Origin of the sequence: Streptomyces sp. PT12, assembly GCF_003311645.1 — a bacterium.
Taxonomy (GTDB): Bacteria; Actinomycetota; Actinomycetes; order Streptomycetales; family Streptomycetaceae; genus Streptomyces.
Map to the genome: position 1 here is coordinate 109,378 of NZ_QEST01000280.1, position 25,589 is coordinate 134,966.

Annotated in this window: 21 protein-coding genes; 4 read left to right on the forward strand and 17 right to left on the reverse strand. The window is 73.6% G+C overall.

The window, feature by feature from the left end; all coding sequences use genetic code 11:
• Positions 1–3: 3 nt before the first annotated feature.
• From DEH69_RS29805 to DEH69_RS29830, 6 genes are all read right to left on the reverse strand, one after another.
• Positions 4–561 carry a hypothetical protein gene (locus tag DEH69_RS29805; protein ID WP_113690106.1) on the reverse strand — a complete coding sequence of 186 codons (558 nt, stop codon included), beginning with the start codon at positions 559–561 and terminating at the stop codon, positions 4–6.
• The gene (locus DEH69_RS29810; RefSeq protein ID WP_258535060.1) at positions 546–1,670 is read right to left on the reverse strand and encodes a ParA family protein; all 1,125 of its coding nucleotides are present in this window, start codon (positions 1,668–1,670) and stop codon (positions 546–548) included. Before DEH69_RS29810 ends, DEH69_RS29805 begins: the two co-directional genes overlap by 16 nt.
• Before the next feature lie 392 nt (positions 1,671–2,062).
• Positions 2,063–3,178 (reverse strand): alanine dehydrogenase, encoded by a 1,116-nt coding sequence (ald, locus tag DEH69_RS29815; RefSeq protein ID WP_113690108.1) that lies wholly within the window; start codon positions 3,176–3,178, stop codon positions 2,063–2,065.
• A gap of 82 nt (positions 3,179–3,260) precedes the next feature.
• Entirely contained in the window at positions 3,261–5,459 is a 2,199-nt protein-coding gene (locus tag DEH69_RS29820) for a tetratricopeptide repeat protein (protein WP_258535056.1), read from the reverse strand.
• Positions 5,460–5,504: 45 nt separating this feature from the next.
• The gene (locus DEH69_RS29825; RefSeq protein WP_113690110.1) at positions 5,505–6,152 is read right to left on the reverse strand and encodes an NUDIX hydrolase; all 648 of its coding nucleotides are present in this window, start codon (positions 6,150–6,152) and stop codon (positions 5,505–5,507) included.
• 20 nt (positions 6,153–6,172) lie between these two features.
• Positions 6,173–7,828, reverse strand: a complete 1,656-nt coding sequence (locus DEH69_RS29830) for a CTP synthase (RefSeq protein WP_113690111.1) — start codon at positions 7,826–7,828, stop codon at positions 6,173–6,175.
• A 337-nt stretch (positions 7,829–8,165) separates the two neighbouring features.
• On the opposite strand from DEH69_RS29830, the gene DEH69_RS29835 reads away from it, so the two are divergent.
• Complete coding sequence (locus tag DEH69_RS29835) at positions 8,166–9,971, forward strand: glycoside hydrolase family 15 protein (RefSeq protein ID WP_113690112.1); 1,806 nt, start codon at positions 8,166–8,168, stop codon at positions 9,969–9,971.
• A 57-nt stretch (positions 9,972–10,028) separates the two neighbouring features.
• Here the strand turns inward: DEH69_RS29835 and DEH69_RS29840 are convergent, their stop codons facing one another.
• Both DEH69_RS29840 and DEH69_RS29845 read right to left on the reverse strand, forming a co-directional pair.
• Positions 10,029–11,216, reverse strand: coding sequence for a beta-1,3-glucanase family protein (locus DEH69_RS29840; protein ID WP_113690135.1), 1,188 nt, complete (start codon positions 11,214–11,216; stop codon positions 10,029–10,031).
• 5 nt (positions 11,217–11,221) lie between these two features.
• Positions 11,222–12,190, reverse strand: coding sequence for a glycoside hydrolase family 16 protein (locus tag DEH69_RS29845; RefSeq protein WP_113690113.1), 969 nt, complete (start codon positions 12,188–12,190; stop codon positions 11,222–11,224).
• Positions 12,191–12,327: 137 nt separating this feature from the next.
• Here DEH69_RS29845 and DEH69_RS29850 point away from each other — a divergent pair, with 137 nt between their 5' ends.
• A complete protein-coding gene (locus tag DEH69_RS29850) occupies positions 12,328–13,353 on the forward strand; it encodes a LacI family DNA-binding transcriptional regulator (protein WP_113690114.1) in 1,026 nt (341 codons plus the stop codon).
• A gap of 410 nt (positions 13,354–13,763) precedes the next feature.
• On the opposite strand, the gene DEH69_RS29855 is transcribed toward DEH69_RS29850, so the two are convergent.
• The 9 genes from DEH69_RS29855 to DEH69_RS29895 form a co-directional block, all read right to left on the reverse strand.
• On the reverse strand, positions 13,764–14,510 hold the full coding sequence (locus DEH69_RS29855) for a class I SAM-dependent methyltransferase (protein WP_113690115.1): 747 nt from the start codon (positions 14,508–14,510) through the stop codon (positions 13,764–13,766).
• A gap of 433 nt (positions 14,511–14,943) precedes the next feature.
• The gene (locus DEH69_RS29860) at positions 14,944–16,059 is read right to left on the reverse strand and encodes a glycosyltransferase family 4 protein (protein WP_113690116.1); all 1,116 of its coding nucleotides are present in this window, start codon (positions 16,057–16,059) and stop codon (positions 14,944–14,946) included.
• 146 nt (positions 16,060–16,205) lie between these two features.
• The gene (gene recN, locus DEH69_RS29865; protein WP_113690117.1) at positions 16,206–18,011 is read right to left on the reverse strand and encodes a DNA repair protein RecN; all 1,806 of its coding nucleotides are present in this window, start codon (positions 18,009–18,011) and stop codon (positions 16,206–16,208) included.
• A gap of 84 nt (positions 18,012–18,095) precedes the next feature.
• Complete coding sequence (locus tag DEH69_RS29870) at positions 18,096–19,058, reverse strand: NAD kinase (RefSeq protein ID WP_113690118.1); 963 nt, start codon at positions 19,056–19,058, stop codon at positions 18,096–18,098.
• The gene (locus tag DEH69_RS29875; RefSeq protein WP_113690119.1) at positions 19,055–19,879 is read right to left on the reverse strand and encodes a TlyA family RNA methyltransferase; all 825 of its coding nucleotides are present in this window, start codon (positions 19,877–19,879) and stop codon (positions 19,055–19,057) included. Before DEH69_RS29875 ends, DEH69_RS29870 begins: the two co-directional genes overlap by 4 nt.
• A 7-nt stretch (positions 19,880–19,886) precedes the next feature.
• Positions 19,887–20,177: a hypothetical protein gene (locus DEH69_RS29880; protein ID WP_258535057.1), complete on the reverse strand. Its 291-nt coding sequence runs from the start codon at positions 20,175–20,177 to the stop codon at positions 19,887–19,889.
• Between the two features lie 10 nt (positions 20,178–20,187).
• The gene (locus DEH69_RS29885; RefSeq protein WP_258535062.1) at positions 20,188–21,015 is read right to left on the reverse strand and encodes an ABC transporter ATP-binding protein; all 828 of its coding nucleotides are present in this window, start codon (positions 21,013–21,015) and stop codon (positions 20,188–20,190) included.
• A gap of 131 nt (positions 21,016–21,146) precedes the next feature.
• A complete protein-coding gene (locus DEH69_RS29890) occupies positions 21,147–22,226 on the reverse strand; it encodes an iron chelate uptake ABC transporter family permease subunit (protein WP_258535058.1) in 1,080 nt (359 codons plus the stop codon).
• Positions 22,223–23,188, reverse strand: coding sequence for an iron ABC transporter permease (locus DEH69_RS29895; protein ID WP_258535063.1), 966 nt, complete (start codon positions 23,186–23,188; stop codon positions 22,223–22,225). The genes DEH69_RS29890 and DEH69_RS29895 overlap by 4 nt, the downstream gene beginning before the upstream one ends.
• A gap of 180 nt (positions 23,189–23,368) precedes the next feature.
• Between DEH69_RS29895 and DEH69_RS29900 the strand changes: the two genes are divergently transcribed.
• Together DEH69_RS29900 and DEH69_RS29905 are read left to right on the forward strand one after the other, a co-directional pair.
• Positions 23,369–24,424, forward strand: a complete 1,056-nt coding sequence (locus DEH69_RS29900) for an ABC transporter substrate-binding protein (protein WP_113690139.1) — start codon at positions 23,369–23,371, stop codon at positions 24,422–24,424.
• Positions 24,424–25,482 carry an ABC transporter substrate-binding protein gene (locus tag DEH69_RS29905; RefSeq protein WP_113690120.1) on the forward strand — a complete coding sequence of 353 codons (1,059 nt, stop codon included), beginning with the start codon at positions 24,424–24,426 and terminating at the stop codon, positions 25,480–25,482. The genes DEH69_RS29900 and DEH69_RS29905 overlap by 1 nt, the downstream gene beginning before the upstream one ends.
• Positions 25,483–25,589: the final 107 nt, after the last annotated feature.

Below are 25,589 nucleotides of genomic sequence, written 5' to 3' on the forward strand. Positions count from 1 at the left end.
GGGTCAGCGGCCGCGCAGGCGGCGGACGAGGATGCTCGCCTCGCCGCGGGACTCGAGGTCGGCCAGGACGACGGCGACGGCCTCCCTGACGATCCGGCCGCGGTCCACGGCGAGGCCGTGCTCGCCGCGCAGGACGAGCCTGGCGTGCTCGAGGTCCATCAGCTCCTCGGCGGAGACATAGACCGTGATCTTCTCGTCGTGGCGCTCGCGCCCGCTGGGGCGGCGGCCCTGACGCCCCGAGCGGCGCTGCGCCTTGGCGCCGGCGGCCCCGCTCCCGGCGCCGGAGCGGCCGGCGGGCTGTGTCGCCCGACCGGCCGTCTCGCGCTTCTGCTGGGGGGGCGTGGTGCCCGCCCGTGGTGCGAACACCCGGTCTTCGGACTCGTCGCCCGAGGGCGAGGGCTCGCCCGCGGGCGACGGCACCTTGGGCGTCGCGCCGGGGGAGCCCGCCGAGCCGTCCGCGGCGCCGCTCGCGCTCTCCTGAGGGGTCGAGGGCTGGACCGCGGCCCCCCCGGTACTACGGAACAGCTCGTCGGCCGCCGGAAGGCTCACTCGGCGTGGCACCGGGCGAGCACCTCCCTGGCGAGCTGGCGATAGGCCGCTGCCCCCACCGAGTTGGAGGCGTAGGTGGTGATCGGCTCGCCCGCGACCGTGGTCTCGGGGAACCTGACCGTGCGGCCGATCACCGTGTGGTACACGTTGTCGTCGAACGCCTCGACCACGCGGGCCAGGACCTCACGGCTGTGCACGGTGCGGGAGTCGTACATCGTCGCCAGGATGCCGTCGAGGCGCAGGTCGGGGTTGAGCCGCTCCTGGACCTTCTCGATCGTCTCGGTCAGCAGCGCGACGCCGCGCAGCGCGAAGAACTCGCACTCCAGCGGCACGATCACCTTGTGGGCGGCCGTGAGCGCGTTGACCGTGAGCAGGCCGAGCGAGGGCTGGCAGTCGATGATGACGAAGTCGTAGTCGGCGGTGAGCGGTTGCAGCGCGCGCTGGAGGGTGGACTCGCGGGCCACCTCGCTGACGAGCTGCACCTCGGCGGCCGACAGGTCAATGTTGCTCGGGAGCAGGTCCATGCCGGCGACCGCGGTCTTCAGCAGCACCTCGTCGGGCGCCATCCCCCGCTCCATGAGCAGGTTGTAGATGGTGAGGTCGAGCTCCATGGGGTTGACGCCGAGGCCGACCGACAGCGCGCCCTGCGGGTCGAAGTCGACCAGCAGCACGCGGCGTCCGTACTCCGCGAGCGCGGCGCCCAGGTTGATGGCGGAGGTCGTCTTGCCGACGCCGCCCTTCTGGTTGCACATCGCGATGATCTTGGCGGGACCGCGCTCGGTGAGCGGTCCCGGGATGGGGAAGTACGGCAGCGGGCGGCCCGTGGGGCCGATGCGCTCGCGACGCTGGCGCGCCGCGTCGGGCGCGATGGTGGCCGCGTACTCCGGGTCGGGCTCGTACTCCGCGTCCGGGTCGTAGAACTGCCCGTCCGGGATGTCGTCGTAGTCGGGGAAACGGTCGGCGTCGCCGTCCGTTCGCTTACCTGCCATGGCGTTGGCGTCATGGCTGTCCGTGCTCTGATGCGCTGTCATGCTCGGTTGGCTCTGGTGGGTTGCGAAGGTCTGGACAGCGACGGAGCCCACGCCCGTCAGATCCGCGGCGTCCTCGCGCCGCTCCGGGATCCCTGGTCGTCCTCCCCCGGGAGTAATTGTCGACTCATTCACAAGTCGTCTTACCTCCTTGGGGACCAGGTAACTTCTAGACAGGGTCAGCGTGGCACCATGCCGACGTTTGGCGACTCTATGGCGTGTCGGCGGTCCGCAGCAACACAATCCGCCGGACCGGCACGGATGTGTCGGCCGTCGAACATTCACTTGTCAAGGCCATAAGCCGCACCAGCGGGGCGATTCCGCCGCGTACGAATCGGCTAAAGCGCTATGTTCGCGACGAGTTGACCGCCGCGGGGCGGCGCGGCGGGGCGCGATTTCCGTGGGCGCGGGCGTGTCACGCGCGTGGCGTGGTGTGACATTCCCGATGTTGACGCGGGGAGTTGACCCCGCGCGGGGTGGCGCGATCAGGCGAGCACGGCGCGCAGCTCGGTGCGCGGGAGCCCGTGGGCCTCGGCGACCGGGCCGTAGACGACCTGCCCCTCATGGATGTTGAGCCCCAGGGCCAGGGCGGGGTCGCGGCGGAACGCCGCACGCCACCCGTGCTCGGCCAGCTCCACGATGTACGGCAGCGTGGCGTTGGTGAGCGCGTGCGTGGACGTACTCGGCACGACGCCCGGCATGTTGGCGACGCAGTAGAAGACCGAGTCGTGGACCCGGAACGTGGGGGCCGCGTGCGTCGTCGGCAGCGATCCCTCGAAGCAGCCACCCTGGTCGATCGCGATGTCGACAAGGACACTGCCGGGCTTCATGCGGGACACCAGCTCGTCGCTGATGAGCTGGGGCGCCCTGGCCCCTGGGACCAGGACGGCGCCGACGACCAGGTCCGCGTCCAGCACGGCGCGTTCGAGCGCGAAGGCGTTGGAGGCAACGGTGGTCACGCGGGTGCCGAAGACCTTGTCGGCCTCGCGGAGCTTGTTGATGTCCTTGTCGAGGACGGTGACATGGAAGCCCATGCCGACCGCGATCTGGGTGGCGTTCCACCCCGAGACCCCGGCCCCGATGACGACGGCCCTGGCGGCCGGGGTGCCGGGCACGCCGCCCGGCAGCACGCCGCGCCCGCCCGCGGAGCGCATCAGGTGGTACGCGCCGACCTGGGGCGCGATGCGGCCCGCGACCTCGGACATGGGCGCGAGCAGCGGCAGCACGCGCCCCGGCGTCTCGACGGTCTCGTACGCGACGGCCGTGGTGCCCGAGTGCAGCAGCGCGTCGGTGCACTCGGCCGAGGCGGCCAGGTGGAGATAGGTGAAGAGGACCAGCCCCTTGCGCAGCCGGTGGAACTCCTCGGCCACCGGCTCCTTGACCTTCAGCAGCAGGTCGGCCTCGGCCCACACCGCGTCGGCGTCGTCCAGGATCCTGGCGCCCGCCCTGGTGTACTCCTCGTCGGGGATGGCGGAGCCGAGTCCGGCGCCGCGCTCGATGTGGACCTGGTGTCCGCCGGTGACGAGCTCATGCACTCCGGCCGGGGTGATGGCCACGCGGAACTCGTTGTTCTTGACCTCGCGGGGGATGCCGACCTTCACGTTCGATCACGGTCCTTGCGTTACGTAGGGTTACCTTCACCATTTTAATGAAGGGTGGACCGTTGTCCATCCTTGCTTTCGGTCATTCTTGACGGGGTTCCAGCTGTGTTTCGTAAGCATGTCCCTCTGTAGTTCCAGAGGATTCGGCCGGTGGTGCCGCGGGGGGCCTGAGGTGGGCGAGCAGGCGATCGGCGGCCTCGCGGTGGCTGTCGGAGAGCGAGGCGAGGCCCAGGCGGTCGGCGCAGTCCGCGAGCCGCACGCGCAGCGCGGCCTGGAGGCGGCGGTCCCCGATCCGCTCGGCCAGCCGCAGCGCCTCCTCCCCCGTGCGCAGCGAATCGGCGGGCCGCCCCGCGTACTCCTGGACGCGCGCGGCCTCGGCGATGGAACGGGCGTGGGCGCGGCGGTCACCCACCCTGCGGTGGGCGGCCGCGGCGGCCCGCCAGGCGCGCAGCGCCTCGTCCCACTGGCCCGTGTAGGTGAGGGCGGCGCCGATGCGGCCGTGCAGGCGGGCCTGGGACGGCACGTCGGCGCGGGACTGGGCAAGCCCGACGGCCCTGCCGTACCAGTCGGCGGCGCGGCGCCAGTCGCCCAGCTCGGCATAGGTCCCCGCGATGGACTCGAGCGCCCGCCCGACGGCCAGGGGGTCGGCCTGATCGCGCTCGCTCCTCGCCGCCTCGAGGGCGGCGCGGTAACGCTCAAGGGCCTCGGGCAGGCGGCCCGTGCGCGCGTCGATGTCGCCGAGGTTGAGATGGGCGGCGGCGCGTTCCCTGGCGAGGCCCTGGCGCTCGGCGACGCCGAGGACCAGCTCGTGCAGCCGGTACAGCTCGGGGGCCGCGGCCTCGGCGCCCCGGTGGGCGATCAGGGCGCGGCTGAGCGCGGCGACGAGCCTGCGGGCGAGGGTGTCGAGCTGGCCGTCGGACACGGCGAGGCGGGCGGCGGCGAGCAGCGGGGCGCGCCGTGCCGCGAGCCAGGTGCCCGCGGCGGTGCGGCTCTCGAAGCGGAGCGACCCCGGCAGCCCGGCCAGCCACTCGCGGGCCGGGGTGCCGTGCGGCTCGGTGACGGCGTGGCAGGCGCGCAGCAGGCGAACGGTCCGCTCCAGCATGCGGGCGCGCGCGAGCAGGATCTCGGAGGGGCGCTCCCTGCGCCGCAACAGCGCCCGCAGCAGCGGGGCGAGGCAGCCGGGGACGGCGTGGCGCGCGTCGGCGCCCCCTGGCCCTGGGACGGGGCGCAGCAGCCCCGCGGCGGCGAGCGCGGCGAGCGCGGAGCGCGCGGTGGTGACGGGGCAGCCCGCGAGCGCGGCGGCGGTGTGGGCGTCGACGACGCCGCCTGGCGCGAGGGCGAGCAGCCGGTACAGGCGCGCGACGGGGGCGGGGAGGTCCCGGTGGGCCATGCGGAACGCGCGCCGCAACGGCTCGTCGGCGGTGTCGGGCGGCGCGGGGGCGGCGCGTTCGGCGTCCTCGGTGCCCGGCGCGGTGCCATCGGCGGGCTCGGCGGCCCCGGCCAGGGCCGCCTCGTCCTCCGCCTCGTCCCCGTCGGGGTCCTCGTCGGCCGCGGCCATGCGGTGGACCGCCTCGACGACGGTGGCCTCGGGGTGGGCGGCAAGCCAGCCGGCGGCCAGCACGAGGGCGGCGGGCAGATAGCCGCAGGACTCGGCCAGGGTGTCGGCGGCGCCGGGGTCGACGGTGACGCGGACATCGCCCGCGCCGGTCTCGATGAGGCGGACCGCGGAGAGCCGGTCGAGGCCGCCGAGCGCGCAGGGCCGCACGTCGGGCACTCCGGTCAACGGGCCCCTGGCGACGGCGAGTACGAGGCAGTGGCGGCTGTCGGGGATCAGCTCGGCGAGCTGTTCGGCGCTCGCCACGTCGTCGAGGAGCAGCACCGCGCGCCGCTCGTCGAGGGTGTCGCGCAGGATCTCCGTCAGCTCGTCCTGGTCGGCCCCGGCCGGGGCGGCGACGCCCAACTCGTCCAGCAGGTCGCGCGCGGCGCGTTCCACGGGCACCGGCACGCCGCCCGGGTCGGTCAGCCGGGCGCGCAGGACGCCGTCGGGGTAGTCGCCGACATCGAGCAGCTCGGTGGTGAACTCCTCGGCGAGCGCGGTCCTTCCGGTGCCGGGTCTGCCCGCGATCAGCAGGACCCGCCCGCGGGCGGCGGGGCGGCCCGCCAGGGTGTCGAGCCCGGCCCTTTCGACGTCGGAGCGCAGCTCGGCCCGCTCGCGGAGGCGGCCGAGGAAGCGGGGTGACCCGGGGCCGCCGGTGACTGTCTGTTCGGTCACATCCGTCACGGGCCGAGCGTATGCCACGGCCTCCGCGGGGGCCGGTCAGACACGTCAGGCCGGGAACGGGCGGGCGGGCCAGGGCGCGGAGGCCGGGCGCAGCGCGTCGATCCCTTCGCCCGCGCGGGCCGCCTGGAGGGCGAGCACGCCGACGGTGAGGCACGTGTTGTGCAGGCGGCCCGCGAGCACCGCGCGGACCAGGTCGTCGACCGGGACGCGGGCGAGCCGCATGTCGAGCTCCTCGCCGTCGGCGGCGTACCGTTCGCCGTCGGCCTCGGACAGCTCGCGGGCCAGGAAGATCCGCACGGCCTCGTCGCTGCCGCCCGGGGTGGTGTAGATGTCGGTCAGCACCCGCCAGTCCTCGGCCTTGATGTGCGCCTCCTCGTACAGCTCGCGCTGGGCGGCGTGCAGGGGATTCTCGCCGGGGATGTCGAGCAGCCCGGCCGGGATCTCCCACAGCCTGTGGCGGACCGGGTGGCGGTACTGCTCGATGACGACGGCGCGGTCCCGCTCGTCGAGGGCGACCACGGCCACCGACCCGGGGTGCACCTGGTAGTCGCGGCGTGCGGTGCTGCCGTCGGGCATCACGACGTCGTCGGCCCTGACGCTGGTCTTGTTTCCGGTGAACGGGGTGGCCGTGGCGGTGACGGACCACTGCTCCGGGGTGTCGGCGAGGAAGTCGCGCGGCTGCTGCTCGGTCATGGCCCCAGTCTGCACCGCGGTCAGTCCGCGGCGCCGTCGCGGCGGCGCACGGCGGCGGCGACGAGCCCGGCGAACAGCGGGTGCGGGCGGGTGGGGCGCGAGCGCAGCTCGGGGTGGGCCTGGGTGGCGACCAGATAGGGGTGGATCTCGCGGGGGTACTCGACGTACTCCACCAGCTTGTTGTCGGGTGAGGTGCCGGAGAAGACGAGCCCCGCCTTCTTCTCCAGCTCGCCGCGGTAGGCGTTGTTCACCTCGTAACGGTGCCGGTGCCGCTCCTCGACATAGGGCTCGCCGCCGTAGACCTCCCGCACGATGGAGCCCTCGGCGAGCTTGGCGGGGTAGAGCCCGAGCCGCATCGTGCCGCCCATGTCGCCGTCGCCCGCTACGATGTCGAGCTGCTCCTCCATCGTGGAGATCACCGGGTGGGCGGCGCCCTGGTCGAACTCGGTGGAGTCGGCGCCCTCGATGCCCGCGAGGCTCCTGGCCGCCTCGATCACGATGCACTGGAGGCCGAGGCACAGGCCAAGCAGCGGGATGCGCCGCTCCCTCGCGTAGGTGATGGCCGCGATCTTGCCGGGGACGCCGCGGTCGCCGAAGCCGCCGGGGATGCACACCGCGTCGCAGTCGGCGAGCTGCTCGGCGGCGCCGCCAGGGGGGCGGCAGTCGTCGGAGGTGACCCACTTGATGCGCACGCGGGCGTTGTTGGCGAAGCCGCCAGCGCGCAACGCCTCGGTGACCGAGAGATACGCGTCGGGCAGGTCAATGTACTTGCCGACCAGCGCCACCGTCACCTCGTGCTCGGGGTGGTGGACGCGGCGCAGCAGGTCGTTCCACTGCGTCCAGTTGACGTCCCTGAACGGCAGGTCGAGGCGGCGCACGACATACGCGTCAAGACCCTCGCCATGCAGGACCTTGGGGATGTCGTAGATGGAGGGCGCGTCGATGGCGGCCACGACCGCGGCCTCCTCGACGTCGCACATGAGCGAGATCTTCCGCTTGATCGCGGTGGGCACCTCGCGGTCGGCGCGCAGCACGATCGCGTCGGGCTGGATGCCGATGCTGCGCAGCGCGGCGACCGAGTGCTGGGTGGGCTTGGTCTTCAGCTCGCCCGAGGGGCCGATATAGGGCAGCAGGGAGATGTGGATCACGAACACGTTGTCCCTGCCGACCTCGTGGCGCACCTGGCGCACGGCCTCGAGGAACGGCAGCGACTCGATGTCCCCGACGGTGCCGCCGACCTCGGTGATCACGACGTCGACGTCGTCGGTGGCCATACGGCGGATGCGGTGCTTGATCTCGTTGGTGATGTGCGGGATGACCTGGACGGTGTCGCCGAGGTACTCGCCGCGCCGCTCCTTGGCGATCACCGTGGAGTAGATCTGCCCCGTGGTGACGTTGGCGCTGCCGTCGAGGTCGACGTCGAGGAAGCGTTCGTAGTGCCCGATGTCCAGGTCGGTCTCGGCGCCGTCGTTGGTGACGAACACCTCTCCGTGCTGGAAGGGGTTCATCGTGCCGGGGTCGACGTTCAGGTAGGGGTCGAGCTTCTGCATGGTCACGCGCAGGCCGCGCGCCTTGAGCAGGGCGCCGAGACTCGACGCGGTGAGCCCCTTGCCGAGCGAGGAGGCGACCCCGCCTGTGACGAAGATGTGCTTGGTCGTCGTACTACTGGGCGGCATGGCCAACTCGGGGCTCCCGTGGTCGTGAGGTCGGATGCGCGACGCACCCGCGTCGGAAGGCGGGATCGACGTCGCTGGGGTGCGGGGGGAACGCTGCCCTCCGGTCCACGGGCTACCAGGGTATCAGTGGAGCGAACCTAAGGTGTCGCCTAAGTGTTTCCCCTCGATCGCCTTGACATTTCAGATCGAAAGTGAACAAGGTCACCCCCTGTTTCCCCGAGACCGCATAGGACGGGCCGCGTGCGGCCGCGCCGCGTCGTAAGCTGCTCAGACGCTCGAATGGGCGACGCAAAGGAGCACGTCCCACGGGGGCGAAGCACGTTTACGGGAGTGGCAAGTGGCCGGGCGCATCGAGGATTACGCACTCGTCGGGGACATGCAGACCGCCGCGCTCGTCGGGCGGGACGGCTCGGTCGACTGGCTCTGCCTGCCCCGCTTCGATTCGCACGCCGTGTTCGCCTCGCTGCTCGGCACCGAGGAGCACGGCTTCTGGCGGCTCGGCCCGGCCCATGGCAAGGACGCGCCCCCGCCGCCCGCGAGCCGCAGGCGGTACCAGGGGGACTCGCTGGTCCTTGAGTCCGAGTGGGACACCTCGCGCGGCACGGTCCGCGTGATCGACTTCATGCCGCCGCGCGGCTCGGACGCCCCGCAGCTGGTGCGGATCGTGGAGGGCGTCAGCGGCCGGGTGCCGATGCGTTCGGCGCTGCGGATGCGCTTCTCCTACGGCTGGGTCGTGCCGTGGGTGCGCAAGGTCGACGACCGCACGGTGGCCGTCGCGGGACCGGACTCGGTCTGGCTCGACACCTCCGTTGACACCTATGGCAAGGATCTGACCACCTACGCCGACTTCACCGTCGCGCCCGGCGACCGGGTCGCGTTCACCATCAGCTGGCAGCCCTCGCACAAGGAGCCGCCGCCCGTCCCCGTGCCCGAGCGCGAGCTGCGCGCGACCGAGGACTTCTGGCGCGACTGGGTCGCCCAGTGCACCTACCACGGCCCCTACCGGGAGGCGGTGGTCCGTTCGCTGATCACGCTCAAGGCGCTGACCTACGCGCCGACCGGCGGGATCGTCGCGGCGCCGACCACGTCGCTGCCCGAGGAGATCGGCGGCTCGCGGAACTGGGACTACCGGTTCACATGGCTGCGCGACGCGGCCATCACGCTCTCCTCGCTGCTGCGCACCGGCTACCGCGACGAGGCGAAGGCGTGGCGCGAGTGGCTGCTGCGCGCGGTGGCGGGCGACCCGCAGAACCTCCAGATCATGTACGGCATCGCGGGCGAGCGCGAGCTGGCCGAGGCGGAGCTGAGCTGGCTGCCCGGCTACGAGAACTCCCAGCCGGTCCGGGTCGGCAACGGCGCCGCGGGCCAGCTCCAGCTCGACGTCTACGGCGAGGTGACCGAGGCGCTGCACCTGGCGCACATGACGGGCCTGGCGCGCAACGACCACGCCAACCTCCTCCAGCTCAAGCTGATCCGCTACCTCGAGGAGCACTGGGACGAGCCCGACGAGGGCATCTGGGAGGTGCGGGGCCCTCGGCGGCACTTCGTGCACTCCAAGGTGATGGCCTGGGTCGCCGTCGACCGCACGGTCAAGCTGATCGAGGGCGGCGAGGTCGACGGGCCGCTGGAGCGCTGGCGCGAGCTGCGCGACGAGATCCACAGGTCGGTGTGCGAGTACGGGTACGACAAGGAGCGCAACACCTTCACCCAGTCCTACGGCTCGCGCGAGCTCGACGCCTCGCTCCTGCTGATCCCGCAGATGGGCTTCCTGCCGCCGGACGACAAGCGCGTGATCGGCACGATCGAGGCGATCCAGCGGGAGCTGTCCACGCTCGACGGCTTCATCCTGCGCTACCCGACCGCGGGCGACCAGGCGGGCGTGGACGGCCTGGAGGGCGACGAAGGCGCGTTCCTCGCCTGCTCGTTCTGGCTGGCCGACGACCTGGCGATGATCGGGCGAGTGGACGAGGCGCGCAAGCTGTTCGAGAAGCTGCTCGCGCTCCGCAACGACCTGGGGCTGCTCGCCGAGGAGTGGGACCCGCGCCGCATGCGCCAGGTGGGCAACTTCCCCCAGGCGTTCAGCCATGTGCCGCTGATCGACACGGCGCTGCGCCTGACCGCCTCGGGGGCGTACGGCGGCTGACGCGAGGCTCGCGGTCAGCCGCCGCACGCCTGGCCCGGCAGGGCGGGCGGCGAGGCGTCAGAACGGCGTGAGCGTCAGCGTGATCGCCGACGGCGCGCCGTCCTCGATGTACGAGGCGAAGCCCGCCACGTCGTCGAACGCGAACCCGTACGCCCGTCCGTCGACGCTCTCCTCGTGCAGGATCCGCGCGTAGTGGTGCGCGGGCTCCTCCTGGTAGAACGCCGCCGGGTCGGTGGCGGGCTGGTCGCGGTGGCTGAGGGCCGTGGTGCGGTTGAGCGCCGCGGCCAGCACCGCGGCGACGGGCCCGAGGATCCCGTCGTTGGGCGCCGCGAGCGTGCCGTCGCAGAACAGCACGTCGCGCGTGGGCGGCCGGTCGAACGACACCGTGCCAGGGCCGGTGAACGAGAGCTGTTCACCGCTGACCCGGCCCGTGAACGCGCCCGCGTTGGTGGTCACGACCATGTCGTTCGAGGCCAGGTGGCTCCAGACCCGGTCGACATAGGGCGCGAAGTAGTCATCGGGGAACAGGCCCGCGTCCAGGCCGTGGCCCGGGGCGATGATCCGCGTCTCGTCGACCACGAGCGGCGCGAACGTGTCGTTCCCCGCGAGCGCCGAGAAGATCCGGTCCCTGGCGCCGTCGCGCAGCAGGCCCGCGGTCTGGTCGCCGTTGCCCGTGAGGTGGATCGACATGGGCACGCTGAACATGTCCACCATGGTGGTGTTACAGAACATGCCCGACGCGTTGTACGTGAACTCCGCGCAGTCGTGCAGCACCGGGTAGTTGGGGTCGGACGACACCCAGCCCGCGGGGTAGGCGAGCGCGGGGTTGCCGTTGCCGTCCTGGAGGGCGCGGAAGCTGAGCTTGCCGCCGAGCGCGGCGTAGATGCGGCCCGACATGTGCGGCAGCGTGAGGGTGGTGTCGCCGCTCGCGGACAGGGGGATGGCGTAGTCGGTGTAGCCGTCGGGGCCGTTGTCGTCGATCGAGACCGGCAGCAGCTCGCCCTCGGGGGTGACCCTGACCTGGCGCTGGCCGTCGTTGCCGACGATGTAGAGGTGGATCGACGCGTTGTCGAACTGACCCGTGCTGTTGACCACGGTCAGCGGCAGGCCCTGGGCGGCGGTGGGGCTGGCCTTCCGGGCGACGGCCGCCCGGCCCGTGAGCATCGGGATGGCCGCGGCGGCACCCGCGGTGGCGGCGGCGCCGCGCAGCAGCGTCCTGCGGTTGAACGTCCTGCGGTTGACCATGGCGATCACTCAGCTCCCTGCTCGACGGACACGGACACGTAGTCGACGGTGAGCGAACCGCCGGGCACGGTGGCCGGGGTGGGTGTGGTCTGGCCCGCGACGCCGTTGGGGAAGGCGCCGCCCATCGCGAGGTTGAGCAGGATGAAGTGGCCGTGGTCGGTGGCGTTCGCCCAGGTCGCCGCGTCCATGTCGGCCGAGCTGACCGTGTGGAACAGCTGGCCGTCCAGGTACCAGCGCAGATACTCCGTCTCGCCGGTGCGGTCGAGCTCCAGGGCGTACTCGTGGAACTGGCTGTCGCACGTGTCGCACGGGGTGCTGGCGCCGCGGCCGTTCGTCTCGTCGCACGGGCCGCCGGGGCTGACGCCGCAGTGGAGGACGCCCCAGACCTGCTCGACGCCGTTGACGTTCTCCATGATGTCGAACTCGCCCACGCCGGGCCAGTTCCAGTAGTTGCCGCGGTAGTCGCCGCCCAGGGTCCAAAACGCGGGCCAGTAGCCGAGCCCGGCCTCGCCTTCGAGGTCAGGCAGCTGGAGCGACGCCTCGATGCGCAGCTTGCCGCCGTCGGGGGCGGCGAAGTCGCTGCGCCGGGTCTCGATGCGCGACGAGGTCCAGGTGTCGCCCTCGCGCAGCGCCGTGATCGTGAGGTGGCCCTCGCCGTCGAGCGAGACGTTGGCCGGGTCGTCGGTGTATGTCTGGATCTCGCCGGTGCCCCAGTTGGGCGGGCCACCGGGATAGCCGGTGCCGGTGTCGATGATCCAGTCCTCGCTCGACGGCAGGGTCCCGGCCGCGCCGTCGAAGTCCGCGCGCCAGACCTCGGCCATCGCGCCGGGCTGGTCGGCGGTCGCGTCGGCGGCGGTGGCGTCGGCCGTCGCGTCGGCGGCTCCCGCGGTGGGAAGCGAGACGGCCATCAGGGCGGCCATGCTCGCCGCGCCCGCGGCGAGGGCGATGGCCCACTTAGTTTTTTCCATGCTCATGACACTGCACTCTTCCGGTGTGGGGGAATGAGCACCTCCCCGCATGGGGAGGGTGAGAGCGCTCTCATGTCGTGCCCCTGCACACTGCCGCCGGTTGCCGGTAGCGTCAAGAGCCCGCGAACGAAGAGGACGGAAAAGTGCACGGACCCCACCCCACTCTCGAGGCCGTCGCCGCCCACGCGGGCGTGTCCCGCGCCACGGTGTCCCGTGTCGTCAACGGCACGCCAGGCGTGCGGCCCGAGCTGCGGGAACGGGTCAAGCTCTCGGTGGCCGCGCTGGGTTACGTGCCCAACAGCGCGGCGCGCAGCCTCGTCACCCGCCGCACGGGGGCCGTGGCCGTGGTGATCGCCGAGCCGGAGACACGGGTCTTCGCCGACCCGTTCTTCGCACAGCAGCTGCGCGGCATCGGCCGCGAACTGGCCGGTCACGACACGCAGTTGTTGCTGATGCTGCTGGAGCAACGCGCCGACTACGACCGTATAGGCCGCTATCTGAGCGGCGGTCATGTGGACGGGACGCTGATGTTCTCGCTGCACATCGACGACCCGCTGCCCGCGATCGCGGCTGCCTCGGGCCTGCCGACGGTCTTCGGCGGCAGACCGGGCTGGGCGGGCGCGGAGAACGACGCGCAGCTGCTGTATGTCGACACGGACAATCGCGACGGCGCGCGCCAGGCCGTTCACCATCTCGTGGCGCGCGGGCGCGAGCGGATCGCGGTGATCAGCGGGCCGCTCGACCAGACGTCGGCGGTGGACCGCCTTGACGGCTATCTGGACGCGCTGGGCCTCACCGAGCCCGACCCCGCGCTGCTCGCGCGGGGCGACTTCACGGTGGAGGGCGGGGCGCGCGCGATGGAGGCCCTGCTCGACGGCCCGTCGCCCGCGCCCGACGCGGTGTTCGCGGGGAACGACCTGATGGCCACGGGCGTCCTGCGCACGCTGCGCGCGCGGGGTCTTCGGGTGCCCGACGACGTGGCGGTGGTCGGCTACGACGACCTGGAGCCCGCCGCGTGGTCGGAGCCCGCGCTGACGACGGTGCGCCAGGATGTCGCGGGCATGGGCGAGATCATGGCCCGCCTGCTGCTGCGGCGCCTCGACCGGCCCGAGGAGCGGCTGGAGCCGGTGATCACTCCTGCGGAGCTGGTGGTGCGGGGCTCGGCATAGTCCCCCGCTTGTGCCCTGCGGGGCTTGGCCGCCCGGCGCGCGCCGGGTTCCTGTGGCGGGGGCGCGCTGCCGCCTGCGGATTCGCCTGCGGCGCGCGCCGGGTACCTGGGCGAGGGGCGCGTGGTCAGGTGCGGGTCGCCTGCGGGTCGCCTGCGGCGCGCACGGCGGCCGGTCGCGGGGCAGGGGAACGTGACCGCCAGCGGCCCGTCGCACCACGGCGCTACGCGCCGGGCCCAGGGTCGGGGGAAACGTAGCCGCCTGCGGGGCGCCGCACCACGGCGCCGCGCGCCGGGGGCTTGTGGCTGCCCACCCGTCCCTTTTCCACCGGTGGAGGGGCCGAGGGCGTGGTCGAGTGCGGATTCGTCTTGAGGCGCGCGGGGGCGGGTGCCGCCCCCGCGCGGGTCTGGCGCTCAGCGCTTCATCAGGGCGAAGACTCCCCAGCCAAGGTACTCACGCGTGCGACTCACGTACCGTGCGGGCTCGGTGGAGAGTTGCTCCCGTACCTCGGGGGCCAGTTCGTCGTCCGGGTTCAGGTCGAGCCAGCGGCGCATGGTGAGCCACTGTGCCGCGGCGTAACGGTCCCAGCTGTCCTGGTCGGCCAGCATCATTTCGACGACGTCGTACCCGAGATCCTGGAACTGCTCGATCAGGTCCGGGAGTCGCAGGAAGTCGGCGATGCCGGTGGCGTTGCACGCCTTGGCGGTTTCCTCGTCCGGTGGGGTCAGCCGCCAGTACGGCTCGCCGATCAGCATCAGACCTCCGGGGCGGAGGCTGCGGCTGAGCAGTTCGGCCGTTCCCGCGACGCCGTTCCCGATCCATGTGGCGCCGACGCAGGTGGCGAGATCGACCGGCTGGTCCGCGACATGGCAGGAAGCGTCGCCGTGGACGAACTCGACCCGGTCGGCGACGCCGAGTTCGGCGGCGCGGGCCCGTGCCTGCTCGGTGAAGAGGGTGCTGATGTCCACGCCCGTGCCGGTGAAGCCCAGATCGCGCGCCCAGGTGCACAGCATCTCGCCCGAGCCGCTGGCCAGGTCGAGCACCCGTGTTCCGGGGGCGAGATGGAGCGCTTCGCCCAGGGCGGCGAGCTTGACCGGGGTCAGCGGGTTGTGGATGCGGTGGCCGCTTTCGCGGATGGTGAAGATGCGGGGAAGGTCCATGACCGGGTTCCTCTCCGTCATGCCTTGGGGTGCGAAGGGCGGTTGACGGCGCGTCGCGAGCGCGCGATGTCCTGCGTGGGCCGCCGCTCCGGCTGGGCGGCGTGGGCTTCGGCCGGAGTCAGGACGCGCGCGGGAGGAAGAGCAGATGGATCAAACAACGTGGAGACCCTTGGGTAAGGGGCCCGTCCGAACGGCAGATGCGGGTCAGGACGAGGCCCGGGAAGTGAGGATGATCCGGGCACCGCACACGGCGGTGATCTCCACGACAGTCATCAACTCACCTCCCTCGATCTCCAGAGCGACCCCAGTCGCCGCTGCACCATCCAGGGTAACAGCGCGGTTCAACGCCCCGCACCCGACCACGTGCCCCTGCCCCCACCGGCGGAAAAGGGCGGGTGGGCGGGCGAAAGAACCCGGCGCGCAGCGCCGTGGATCAGCCGCGCAGCGCCAACTCGTCGTAGACCGCCAGGACCTGGGCCACCGTCGTGTCCTCCGTCGGCCAGCTGCCCGCCCTGCCTCGGCCCGCCTCGGACAGGCGTGCGCGGCGTGGGGCGTCGGCGAGGAGGCCGCTGACCGCCGTGCCCAGGGCGCCGGGGTCGCCATAGGGCACCAGCACCGCCGCGTCGCCCACCACCTCGGGCACGCCGCCGACCGCCGTGGCCACCAGCGGGACACCGCGCCGCAGCGCCTCCTCGGCGAGCGGCGCCCTGCCCGCCCAGCGGGCCACGAGCAGCGCGACGTCCGCGTCCCGCAGGAGCGTTGCCGCGTCGGTGCCGCGGCCAAGCAGCCTGACCGGCAGCGCCTCGCGGTCGATCCGCCGCTGGAGCGCGGCGCGTTCGGGGCCGTCCCCCGCGACCGCGAGCACCGGCTGGGGCGTCAGGCGCCCCCAGGCGCGGGCCGCGGTCAGCAGCACGTCGAGGCTTCCCGAGCGGACCAGCCTGGCCTCGGTGACGAGCAATGGCCGGTCCACGGCGCCGAGCTCGGCCCTGATCTTGTCCGGCTCGGCCTCGTCACGGCGCCGGGCCGCGGGGAGCGCGACCGGCGCGAGGCGGGCGTCGCGCGCGCCATGGGCGCGCGCCCGGTCCACCAGGTCGGACGTCGTGCCGAGCACCACGGTCGCGGACCGCGCGACGCAGTGCTCGGTCAGGCCGCGCAGCCGCGAGCGCAGCCCTGGCGCGGTGGAGCGGGTGTGCCATGTCACCACGAGCGGCACGGGGCGGCGGCGCAGGGTCAACGCGGCGAGCAGCCCGGCGCGCATGCCGTGCGCGTGGACCAGGTCGGCGTCCGCACACATCGCGCCGATGACCCCGACCGCGGGGGGCGTCGTCTTCACGGGAACGGGAACGAAGCGCGCACCGGCGGCCGTGAACCCGTACCGGCGCTCGGCGCTCGGGGCGGCGCCCACGGTGACCCGCACGCCCCGGGCGACCAACCCCGCGGAGAGCGAGCGCACATGCGCCCCCGTGCCCGCGCTGCCGCCGCCGAGCAGCTGCACGACGTGCAGCGGCGCGGCGCTGTGCGAGGGTGCGGACGGGCTGCGGGGCGCCATTCTCTCCGGTCTCTCCTGGCTGCGGTGGCGGATCATCCATGCGCCAGCGTACGTCGCGCTCGGCGATCCCCCGTTCGCTGGGAGTGGAACGGCGTCCAGAATGCCAGGGCGCTCGGTCCAGCGGTAGCGCCCACCACCCGCTCGGCCTAGGAACGCTCCCGTGCCGCGCGCCCCAATGTGGCGGCGGTGGCGAGCAGTTCCTCGGCGTGGGCGCGCGCCAGGTCGGAGTCCTCCTGGCCCGCGAGCATGCGCGAGAGCTCCCGCACCCGGCCCTCGCCGTGCACGGAGCGGACGCCGCTCGAGGTCACCGATCCGTCGCTGGTCTTCTCGACCACCAGGTGCCGGTCGGCGAACGCCGCGACCTGCGGGAGGTGGGTGACGACCACCACCTGCGCGGAGTCGGCGAGCTTGGCGAGGCGCCTGCCGACCTCGACGGCCGCCTTGCCGCCGACGCCCGCGTCGACCTCGTCGAACAGATAGGTGGGAACGGGCGCCGCGTCCGCGAAGACCACCTCGACGGCCAGCATGACGCGGGACAGCTCGCCGCCGGACGCGCCCTTGGCGATGGGCCTGGCGGGGGCGCCCGGGTGCGGGGCGAGCAGCAGCTCCACCTCGTCGGCGCCGTGCGGCCCGCATGTGACCCTTCTGCCGTCGAGGTCGATGGCGTCCTCGTCGTCGGCTGCGGCGTCGTGCTGCCGCACCTCGACCTGGACGCGGGCGTGCGGCATGGCGAGTTGGGTGAGCTCGTCGGTGACGGCGTCGGCGAACCGCTTGGCCGCCTCGCGCCGTGCCTCACCCAGCGCCGCGGCGAGCTCGGTGAGGCGGGCGCGCAACGCGTCGCGCTCCTCGGTGAGCACGCCGATCCGCTCGTCGTCCCCTTCCAGCTCGGCGAGGCGGGCCGCGCCGCGCTCGGCCCAGGCGAGCAGGGCGGTGGAGCCGTCGGTCTCGTCGTCGCGCTCGCCGTACCTCTCGCCGTACTTGCGGATGAGGTGGGCCAGGGTGGCGCGGCGCTCCTCGACGGCGGCAAGCCGCAGCGGGTCGGCGTCGAGCCCCGCGGAGTACCCGGCGAGGTCCCCCGCCACGTCGGTCAGCAGGATGCCGACCTCGTCAAGCCGGTCGGCGAGGTCGGCGAGCGCCGGGTCATGGCCGCGCACGCCCTGGAGCGCGCGGTGCGCGGCACCGACCAGGGTGACGGCGTCGATGCCCTCGGGGTCGGCCGGGTCGCCCGCGAGCGCGCCGTGCGCGGTGGCCGCGGCGGCGGCCAGCGCCTCGGCGTGGCCGAGGCGGCCCGCCTCGGCGGCCAGCTCGGCCTCCTCGCCAGGGCGTGGCTCGACGGCGGCGATCTCGTCGAGGCCGAAGCGCAACAGGTCGGCTTCCTGCGCGCGTTCGCGGGCGCGCGTGGTCAGCTCGGTCAGCCGGGCGGCGACCGCGCGCAGGCGTGCGTAGGTCTCCTGGTACGCGGCCAGCGGCCCGGCGACGGCATCGCCCGCGTAACGGTCGAGGGCGCGGCGTTGCCTGGCCGGGCGCAGCAGCCCCTGCTGGTCGGTCTGGCCGTGCACGGCGACCAGGTCATCGCCCAGCTCGCCGAGCAGCCCCGCGGGCACCGAGCGTCCGCCGACGTGGGCGCGCGAGCGGCCCTCGGCCGAGATGGTGCGGCTGACGAGCAGCGCCCCGTCGTCGAGCTCGGCCCCTGCCTCGGCCGCGCGCAGGGCGGCCGCGGAGTCCGGTGCGACGGCGATGCGGCCCTCGACGACGGCGGCGGAGGCCCCGGCGCGCACGTATCCGGCGTCCGCGCGGCCGCCGAGCAGCAGCCCGAGGCTGGTGACGACCATCGTCTTGCCCGCGCCGGTCTCACCCGTCACCGCGGTGAAGCCGGACGACAACTCGACGACGGCGTCGTCGATCACGCCCAGGTCCTTGATCCGCATCTCCTCCAACACGGGTACGACCATACGAGGTTATCCGGGCGGCTGGCGACGACGGTCACCGCGCGGGAGCCGTGAAACGTTCCGCCGCGGGCCGCCCCGCCGCCCACCTCAGTGCGCCGCGCCGCGCCAACCCGCCACCGGCAGCGCGAACTTGGCGACGAGACGGTCGGTGAACGGGGCGTGGTGCAGCCGCGCGAGCCTGACCGGCACCGTGCCCCTTCGCACCTCGACCCTGGCGCCCGGCGGCAGCGCGGCGGTGCGCCGCCCGTCGCACCACAGGACGCCGGGCTGCGCGTGGTGCCTGATCTCGACGGCGAGCACCGAGTCGGGCGCGGTGACCAGGGGCTTGGCGAACAGGGCGTGCGCGCTGATCGGCACCATCAGCAGGGCCTCGACGTCGGGCCAGACGATGGGCCCCCCGGCGGAGAACGCGTACGCGGTGGAGCCTGTGGGGGTCGCGCAGACGACGCCGTCGCCGCCGAATCCGGAGACGGGACGGCCGTCCACCTCGATGACCACTTCGAGCAGACGTTCCCTGGCGGCCTTCTCGACGGATGCCTCGTTGAGGGCCCAGTCGGTGTGGACGACGCGGCCGTCGTCGCGGACGACGATGTCGAGGGTCATGCGCTCCTCGACCTCGTAGGCGCGGCCGACGACGCGGTCCACGACCTTCTCCAGGTCGTCGCGTTCGGCCTCGGCGAGGAAGCCGATGCGGCCGAGGTTGACGCCGAGCATGGGCACGCCCGATGCGCGGGAGAACTCGGCGCCGCGCAGCAGGGTGCCGTCGCCGCCGAGGACCACGAGCAGCTCGCAGCCGTCCATGGGGCCGCCCTCGGGGGCGTCCTTCTCGACGCGTTCGACCTCGGGGGGCAGCGGGAGGTCGTTGGCCTCCTTGGCGAGCACGCGGACGCCGAGCCCATGGGCGAGCAGGCCCTGCACGACGAGCTCGGCGCTGCGGATGGCGGCGGGGCGCCCGGTGTGCGCGAGGAGGAAGACGGTGCGCGGCTCCTCGCCCGGGGCGGGCCCGGTGCTTGTGGTGGTCCCCGTGCTTGTGGTGGTCCCCGTGGTCACTGTGGCCCCTCCGTCACGGCGCGTTCGACAGCGGCCGGGTCGACCGCTGGTGCCCCGGCGCGCAACCACAGGAAGTATTCAACATTGCCCGAGGGTCCGGGCAGTGGGCTCGCGGTCACCCCCGCCACGCCGAGCCCGTGACCGGCCGCGGCGGTGGCGACGCCGGTGACGGCCTCGGCGCGCAGCGCGGGGCTGCGGACGACGCCGCCGCTGCCGAGGCGTTCGCGGCCGACCTCGAACTGCGGCTTGACCATGAGGACGAGGTCGGCGTCGCGGGCCGCGCAGCGGACGAGGGCGGGGATGACCAGGCCGAGGGGGATGAACGACAGGTCGCCGACGACCAGGTCGACCGTGCGCCCCTCGATGGTCTCGGGGGTCAGCTCGCGGACGTTGGTGCGGTCCTTGACGGTGACGCGTTCGTCGGCGCGCAGCGACCAGGCGAGCTGGCCGTAGCCGACGTCGACGGCGATGACGGAGGCGGCGCCCGCGCGCAGCAGCACGTCGGTGAAGCCGCCGGTGGAGGCCCCGGCGTCGAGCGCGTGGCGGCCCGCGACGCGCAGCCCGAGGGGCGTGAACGCGGCCAGCGCGCCGGCGAGCTTGTGGCCGCCGCGCGAGACATAGCCGGGGTCGTCGCCGTCGTCGGTGACCACCAGGGCGGCGCTCGTGGCGACCTGGGTGGCGGGCTTGGCGGCGGTGGCGCCGTTGACGGTCACCCGGCCCGCCTCGATGAGGGCCCTCGCGTGGTCGCGGGAGCGGGCCATCCCGCGGCGGACGAGCTCGGCGTCGAGCCGGGCGAGGCGGCGCTGTGTCGCTGCTGCCACGGGCGGCTCAACTCCCGTTCGCCGGGCCGGGGACGGGCCCTGGGGCGGGCCTGTCGAGGGCGTCAAGGGTCTCGCGCAGGCCGCGGTGCACGTCCTCGTAGACCTCGGGGTGGCTCTCGACGGGCAGCTGGTCGGCGTCGGCGAGGCGCCGCAGCCGGTGGTCGACGCCCGGGTGGCCCGTGGGGCTTGTGCCGATGCCGAGAGGGCGCGGGGCTTCCCCGTGCGCGCCGCCCTCGCCGTGCGGGGCCTCCGGGGCGAGCGGGTCGTTCGCGTCGTGGCCGTCGTGGGGCTCGTGCATGGCCCCGACGCTACCGGGTGGGCACCTCGGCCGGGCGCCGCGCCGCAGGGACGACGAGGGGGGTGCCGGTCTCGGGGTCGTCGATGACGCGGCAGGGCAGGCCGAAGACCTCCTCGACGAGCTCGGCGGTTACCACGTCGCCGGGCACGCCCTCGGCCACCACGCGCCCCTCGCGCAGGGCGATGAGGTGGGTGGCGTAGCGGGCGGCGTGGTTGAGGTCGTGGAGGACGGCGACGAGGGTGCGGCCCTGCTCCTCGTGGAGGTGGGCGCACAGGTCGAGGACCTCGATCTGGTGGGCGATGTCGAGGAACGTCGTGGGCTCGTCGAGCAGCAGCAGCGGCGTCTGCTGGGCCAGGGCCATGGCGATCCAGACGCGTTGGCGCTGACCGCCCGAGAGTTCGTCGACATAGCGATCCGCCAGCTCGGTGACGCCGGTCGCGGCGAGCGAATCGACGACGACGCGCTCGTCCTCGCGTGACCACTGCCGCAGCAGGCCCTGGTGGGGGTAGCGGCCGCGGGCGACGAGGTCGGCGACGGTGATGCCGTCGGGGGCGATGGGCGACTGCGGGAGCAGGCCGAGGGTGCGGGCGAGCTCGCGGGCGGGGAGGGCGGCGATGGCCTGCCCGTCGAGCAGCACGGACCCCGCGGTGGGCCTGAGCATGCGTGAGAGGGCGCGCAGCAGCGTGGACTTGCCGCAGGCGTTGGGCCCGACGATGACCGTGAACGACCGGTCGGGGATGGCGACCGACAGGTGCTCGGCGATGACCCGCTGGTCGTAGGCGAGGGTGACGTCGTCGGTCAGCAGCCGGGCGCCGCCCGCCCCCTCGACGTCGTGCACCGCTTCTCGTCCGTGCACCGTGTCTCCTCCGTGCTCGGTGGTGTGCGTCGCGCGCGGCGTTCCACCGCGCGCCGTTCGTCCGTAGGGCGTTCGTCCGCGTTCCGTTCGTCCGCGCCGTGTCCGCGCGCCGGTCATATCCGTCCCGCCTTGCGCTCGGTGAAGAGCAGCCACAGCAGATAGCAGCCGCCCAGGACCCCGGTGACCGCGCCGACGGGGAGCTGGCGGTCGCCGAACGCCCACTGGGCCAGGAAGTCGGAGACCACCATGAGCAGGGCGCCCATCCCGGCGGCGGGCAGCAGGTTGGGCCCGGCGGCGCGGGTGAGGCGGCGGGCCAGCTGCGGCGCGGTGAGCGCGACGAACGCGATGGGCCCGGCCGCGGCGGTCGCCGACGCGGTCAGCAGCGTCGCGGAGAGCACCAGCGCGAGCCGGGTGCGCTCCACCCTGACGCCGAGGGCGCCCGCCGCCTCGTCGCCCATCTCCAGCATCCGCAGCGGCCTGGCGTGCGCGAGCGTCAGCGGGAGCAGCGCGGCGCACGCGACGAGCAGCGGCCAGAACTCGTCCCAGCCGCGGCCGCCAAGCGAGCCGGTGAGCCACAGCACGGCGCGGGCGGCGTCCACGATGTCGGCGCGCGTGAGCAGGTAGCCGTTGACCGCGCTGAGCACGGCCGCGGCGCCGATGCCGACCAGGACGAGGCGGTAGCCGTGGATGCCGCCGCGCCACGCGAGCAGGTAGACGCCGACGCCGGTGAGCAGGCCGCCGACCACCGCGCCCCCCGCCACGGCGAAGCTGCCGCCCTGGAAGAGGACGATGACGGTGAGCGCGCCAGCCGCCGAGCCCTGGCCGAAGCCGATGATGTCGGGGCTGCCCAGGGGATTGCGGGAGACGGCCTGGAAGACGGCCCCCGCGAGGCCGAGCGCGACGCCGACGAGCAGGGCGACGAGCACGCGCGGCAGCCGCAGGTCGCGCACGATGAACTCCTGGGCGACGCTGCCGTTCCCCGCCAGGGTGGAGAGCACTTCGGTGGGCGTCATGGGGAAGTCGCCCGTGCCGACGAGGACGACGCCCATGGCGAGCGCCAGCAGGACCAGCGCGAGGACGACGGCGGCCGAGCGCAGGTCGGCGCGCACGGACAGGCCGCCGCGCGTGCGCAGCACGAGGTCGCGGGCGCGGGTGGTGCGGGTGTCCCCGGCGAGGGGTCGTGGAGTCGTCACAGCTGGGCCATCTTCCGCCGGCGGACGAGGTAGATGAAGACCGGGCCTCCGATGAGGCTGGTGACGATGCCGACCTGGAGCTCGGCGGGCCGGGTGACCAGCCTGCCGATCACGTCGGCGCCGAGCAGCAGCACCGGGGAGAGCACGGTCGCGTACGGGAGGATCCACCGCGCGTCGGGCCCGGTGATGGCCCGCACGATGTGCGGCACCATCAGCCCGACGAAGACGATGGGCCCGCAGGCGGCGGTGGCAGCGCCGCAGAGCAGGGTGACCGCGAGCATGGCGAGCACCCGGGTGTGGTTGACGCGGGTGCCGAGTGCCCGCGCGGTGTCCTCGCCGAGCGCGATGGCGTTGAGCGGCCTGGCCAGGGCGAGGGCCAGCAGCACGCCGGTGGCGATGAACGGCAGCACCTGCCGGATGACCTCGGGGTTCGCCGAGGCGAGCGAGCCGACCGACCAGAACCGCATCCGGTCGAGCGCCGCGGTGTCCAGGAGCTGAACGGCGTTGATGTAGCCGAAGAGCGCGGCGGTGACCGCGGTGCCCGCGAGGGCGAGCCGCACGGGCGTGGCCGAACGCGTGCCGCCCAGCGCGTACACCAGCACCGAGACCAGGGCCGCGCCGAGGAACGCGAACCAGACATAGCCGGTCAGCGAGGTGACGCCCAGGAAGCTGATGGCGGAGACCACGGCGGCCGACGCCCCGGCGTTGACCCCGAGGAGCCCGGGGTCGGCCAGGGGGTTGCGCGTGAGCGCCTGCATCACGGCACCGGCGAGCCCCAACGCGCCCCCGCACAGCAGCCCGAGGAGCGTCCGCGGCAGCCGCACGTCGCGGACCACCACGTCGTTGTCCGTGCCGGAGTACTGGAAGAGGGCGTGCCATACGTCGCCCAGCGGAACGGACCTGGCGCCCAGCGCGATGCTGGCCGCGGTGACGCACACCAGCGCGCCCACGGCGGCGAGCAGGCCGAGGGCCCGCCGGGTGGTGCGCCGGGGCGCGGGCGCGGCCTCGGGCGCCGGCGCGTGCGACGCGGCGCCGGGCTTGAGCAGGGTCACACGAAGCTCCCCGCGCTAGTGAACTGGAGCGGCATAGGGTTAGGTTAGCCTAACCTCGCTTACGGCCATCGAGAGACCAAGGCGACCATGATGACTCGTTCCCATGCCCGCTTCCTGTCCCGCCGCACCCTGCTGACCACGGGGGGAGCGTTGGGCGCAGGCACCCTGCTCGCCGCCTGCGGCGGCTCGGACGACTCCGACGAGCCCTCGGGCGAGGGCGGTTCGGCCCCCGCGGGAGGCGCGTTCAGCTTCACCGACGACCGCGGCGAGACGATCGAGCTCGACGGCGTGCCCGAGCGCGTCGTGGCGTTCGTCGGCGTCGCCGCCGCCCTGCACGACTACGGCGTGGAGACCGCCGCCGTCTTCGGCCCGACGACCCTGCCCGACGGCCAGCCCGACAGCCAGGCGGGCAGCCTCGACGTGGCGGGGCTGACCGTTCTTGGCAACGCGTGGGGCGAGTTCAACGTCGAGGAGTACGCCGGGCTCGAGCCGCAGCTGCTCGTCAGCACCAGCTATGACGGCAGCACGCTGTGGTACGTGCCGGAGGAGAGCGCCGACGAGATCCTGGCCCTCGCCCCCAGCGCCGCCCTGATCAACTCCCCCTCCCAGGACCGCCCCGACCTGACGCTGCCCGACGTCATCGCCCGCCACACCGAGCTGGCCGAGGCCCTGGGCGCCGACCTGGGCTCCACGGGGGTCACCGAGGCCACCGCCCGCTTCGAGGCCGCCGCCGAGGACCTGCGCCGCGCCGCCGCCGACAACCCCGGGATACGGGTGCTCGCGTGCTCGGCCGCGGCCGACCTCTTCTATGTCTCCACCCCGTCCTCCTATGCCGACCTCCAGTGGTTCCAGCAGCTTGGCGTCGAGCTCATCGAGCCGGACGCGGTCGACGACGGCGGCTTCTTCGAGCCGCTGAGCTGGGAGAACGCCGACAAGTACGCCGCCGACGTGCTGCTGCTCGACGCCCGCACGGTCGCGCTCCAGCCCGACGCGCTCACCGACAAGCCCACCTGGACGCGCCTGCCCGCCGTCACCGGCGAGCAGATCACCGGCTGGAACAGCGAGCCGATCTTCTCCCACGCCGCGTGCGCCCCCCTGATCGAGACGCTCGCCGAGGCGATCCGCACCGCGCGGAAGGTCTCCTGATGCGCGCCGCCGCCCTGACCCGCCGACGCCTGCTGGCCGCGGGGGGAGCGCTCGGCGCCGCCGCCACGCTGGCCGCCTGCGGCGGCGAGGGCGGCGGCGACGCGGACGAACGACCGGGCAGCGGCAACGGCGGTGGCGGGGACGGGGGTTCCGGCGGCTGGACGTTCACCGACGACCGCGACGAGACCGTCACCCTCGACGCCAGGCCCCAGACGCTGGTCGCCTACGTCGGCTCAGCCTCCGCCCTGGCCGACTACGGCATCAGCTGCGCCGGGGTCTTCGGCCCCACGCTCCTGGCCGACGGCGAGCCCGACGTCCAGGCCGCCAACCTGGACGTCGGCGCCCTGACCGTCATCGGCAACGCCTGGGGCGAGTTCAACGTCGAGACCTACGCCAGGCTCGAACCCGACCTGCTGATCAGCGACATCCGCCAGCACCCCGACCTGTGGTACATCCCCGAGGACAGCGCCGACGCCATCCTCGGCCTCGCGCCGAGCGTCGGGATCCTCGGCGCCGACACCACGCTGCGCACGATGCTCGAGCGCTACGCCGAGCTGGCCGCCGCCCTGGGCGCCGACCTGGAGTCCGCGCCGGTCACCGAGGCCAGGGCGCGCTTCGACACCGCCGCCGCGGCGCTGCGCCGCGCCACCGCGGACAACCCCGGCATCAGGGTCCTCGCGCTGAGCGCGACCGACGACAAGGTGTGGTTCGCCATCCCGGCCGACCTCCCCGACCTGGCGTACTTCGCCGAGTTGGGCGTGGAGTTCGTCACCCCCGACAGCCCCGACCCCGGCGGCGTCTGGCAGTCCGTCAGCTGGGAGAACGCCGACCTCTTCCCCGCCGACCTGATCCTGGTCGACAGCCGCACCGGGAACCTCCAGCCGGACCAGCTCGCCGACGCCAAGCCCACATGGAACGGCCTCCCCGCCGTCCGCGCCGGGCAGATCGTCAGCTGGATCCCCGAACCGGCGAGCAGCTACGCCCGCTGCGCCCCGATCGTCGAAGGTCTCGCCGAGGCCATCCGCGACGCCGCCCGCACGCCCCGAGCGGAATCATGACCTCCGAACAGCCCGGCGAGAAGCCCGCGTTCACCCGCCCGCCCATCAGCCCGCCTGACCGCCTGACCGCCGAGCCGCAGCCGACGGCCGTGCCGGAGTGACCGAGA

What these genes read in the sequence shown, in the direction of transcription:
- DEH69_RS29825 (WP_113690110.1), bottom strand. Translation starts at nt 6,152, where the DNA reads ATGACCGAGCAGCAGCCGCGCGACTTCCTCGCCGACACCCCGGAGCAG.
- DEH69_RS29830 (WP_113690111.1), bottom strand. Translation starts at nt 7,828, where the DNA reads ATGCCGCCCAGTAGTACGACGACCAAGCACATCTTCGTCACAGGCGGG.
- DEH69_RS29840 (WP_113690135.1), bottom strand. Translation starts at nt 11,216, where the DNA reads ATGGTCAACCGCAGGACGTTCAACCGCAGGACGCTGCTGCGCGGCGCC.
- DEH69_RS29845 (WP_113690113.1), bottom strand. Translation starts at nt 12,190, where the DNA reads ATGAGCATGGAAAAAACTAAGTGGGCCATCGCCCTCGCCGCGGGCGCG.
- DEH69_RS29855 (WP_113690115.1), bottom strand. Translation starts at nt 14,510, where the DNA reads ATGGACCTTCCCCGCATCTTCACCATCCGCGAAAGCGGCCACCGCATC.
- DEH69_RS29860 (WP_113690116.1), bottom strand. Translation starts at nt 16,059, where the DNA reads ATGGCGCCCCGCAGCCCGTCCGCACCCTCGCACAGCGCCGCGCCGCTG.
- recN (WP_113690117.1), bottom strand. Translation starts at nt 18,011, where the DNA reads ATGGTCGTACCCGTGTTGGAGGAGATGCGGATCAAGGACCTGGGCGTG.
- DEH69_RS29880 (WP_258535057.1), bottom strand. Translation starts at nt 20,177, where the DNA reads ATGCACGAGCCCCACGACGGCCACGACGCGAACGACCCGCTCGCCCCG.
- DEH69_RS29900 (WP_113690139.1), top strand. Translation starts at nt 23,369, where the DNA reads ATGACTCGTTCCCATGCCCGCTTCCTGTCCCGCCGCACCCTGCTGACC.
- DEH69_RS29905 (WP_113690120.1), top strand. Translation starts at nt 24,424, where the DNA reads ATGCGCGCCGCCGCCCTGACCCGCCGACGCCTGCTGGCCGCGGGGGGA.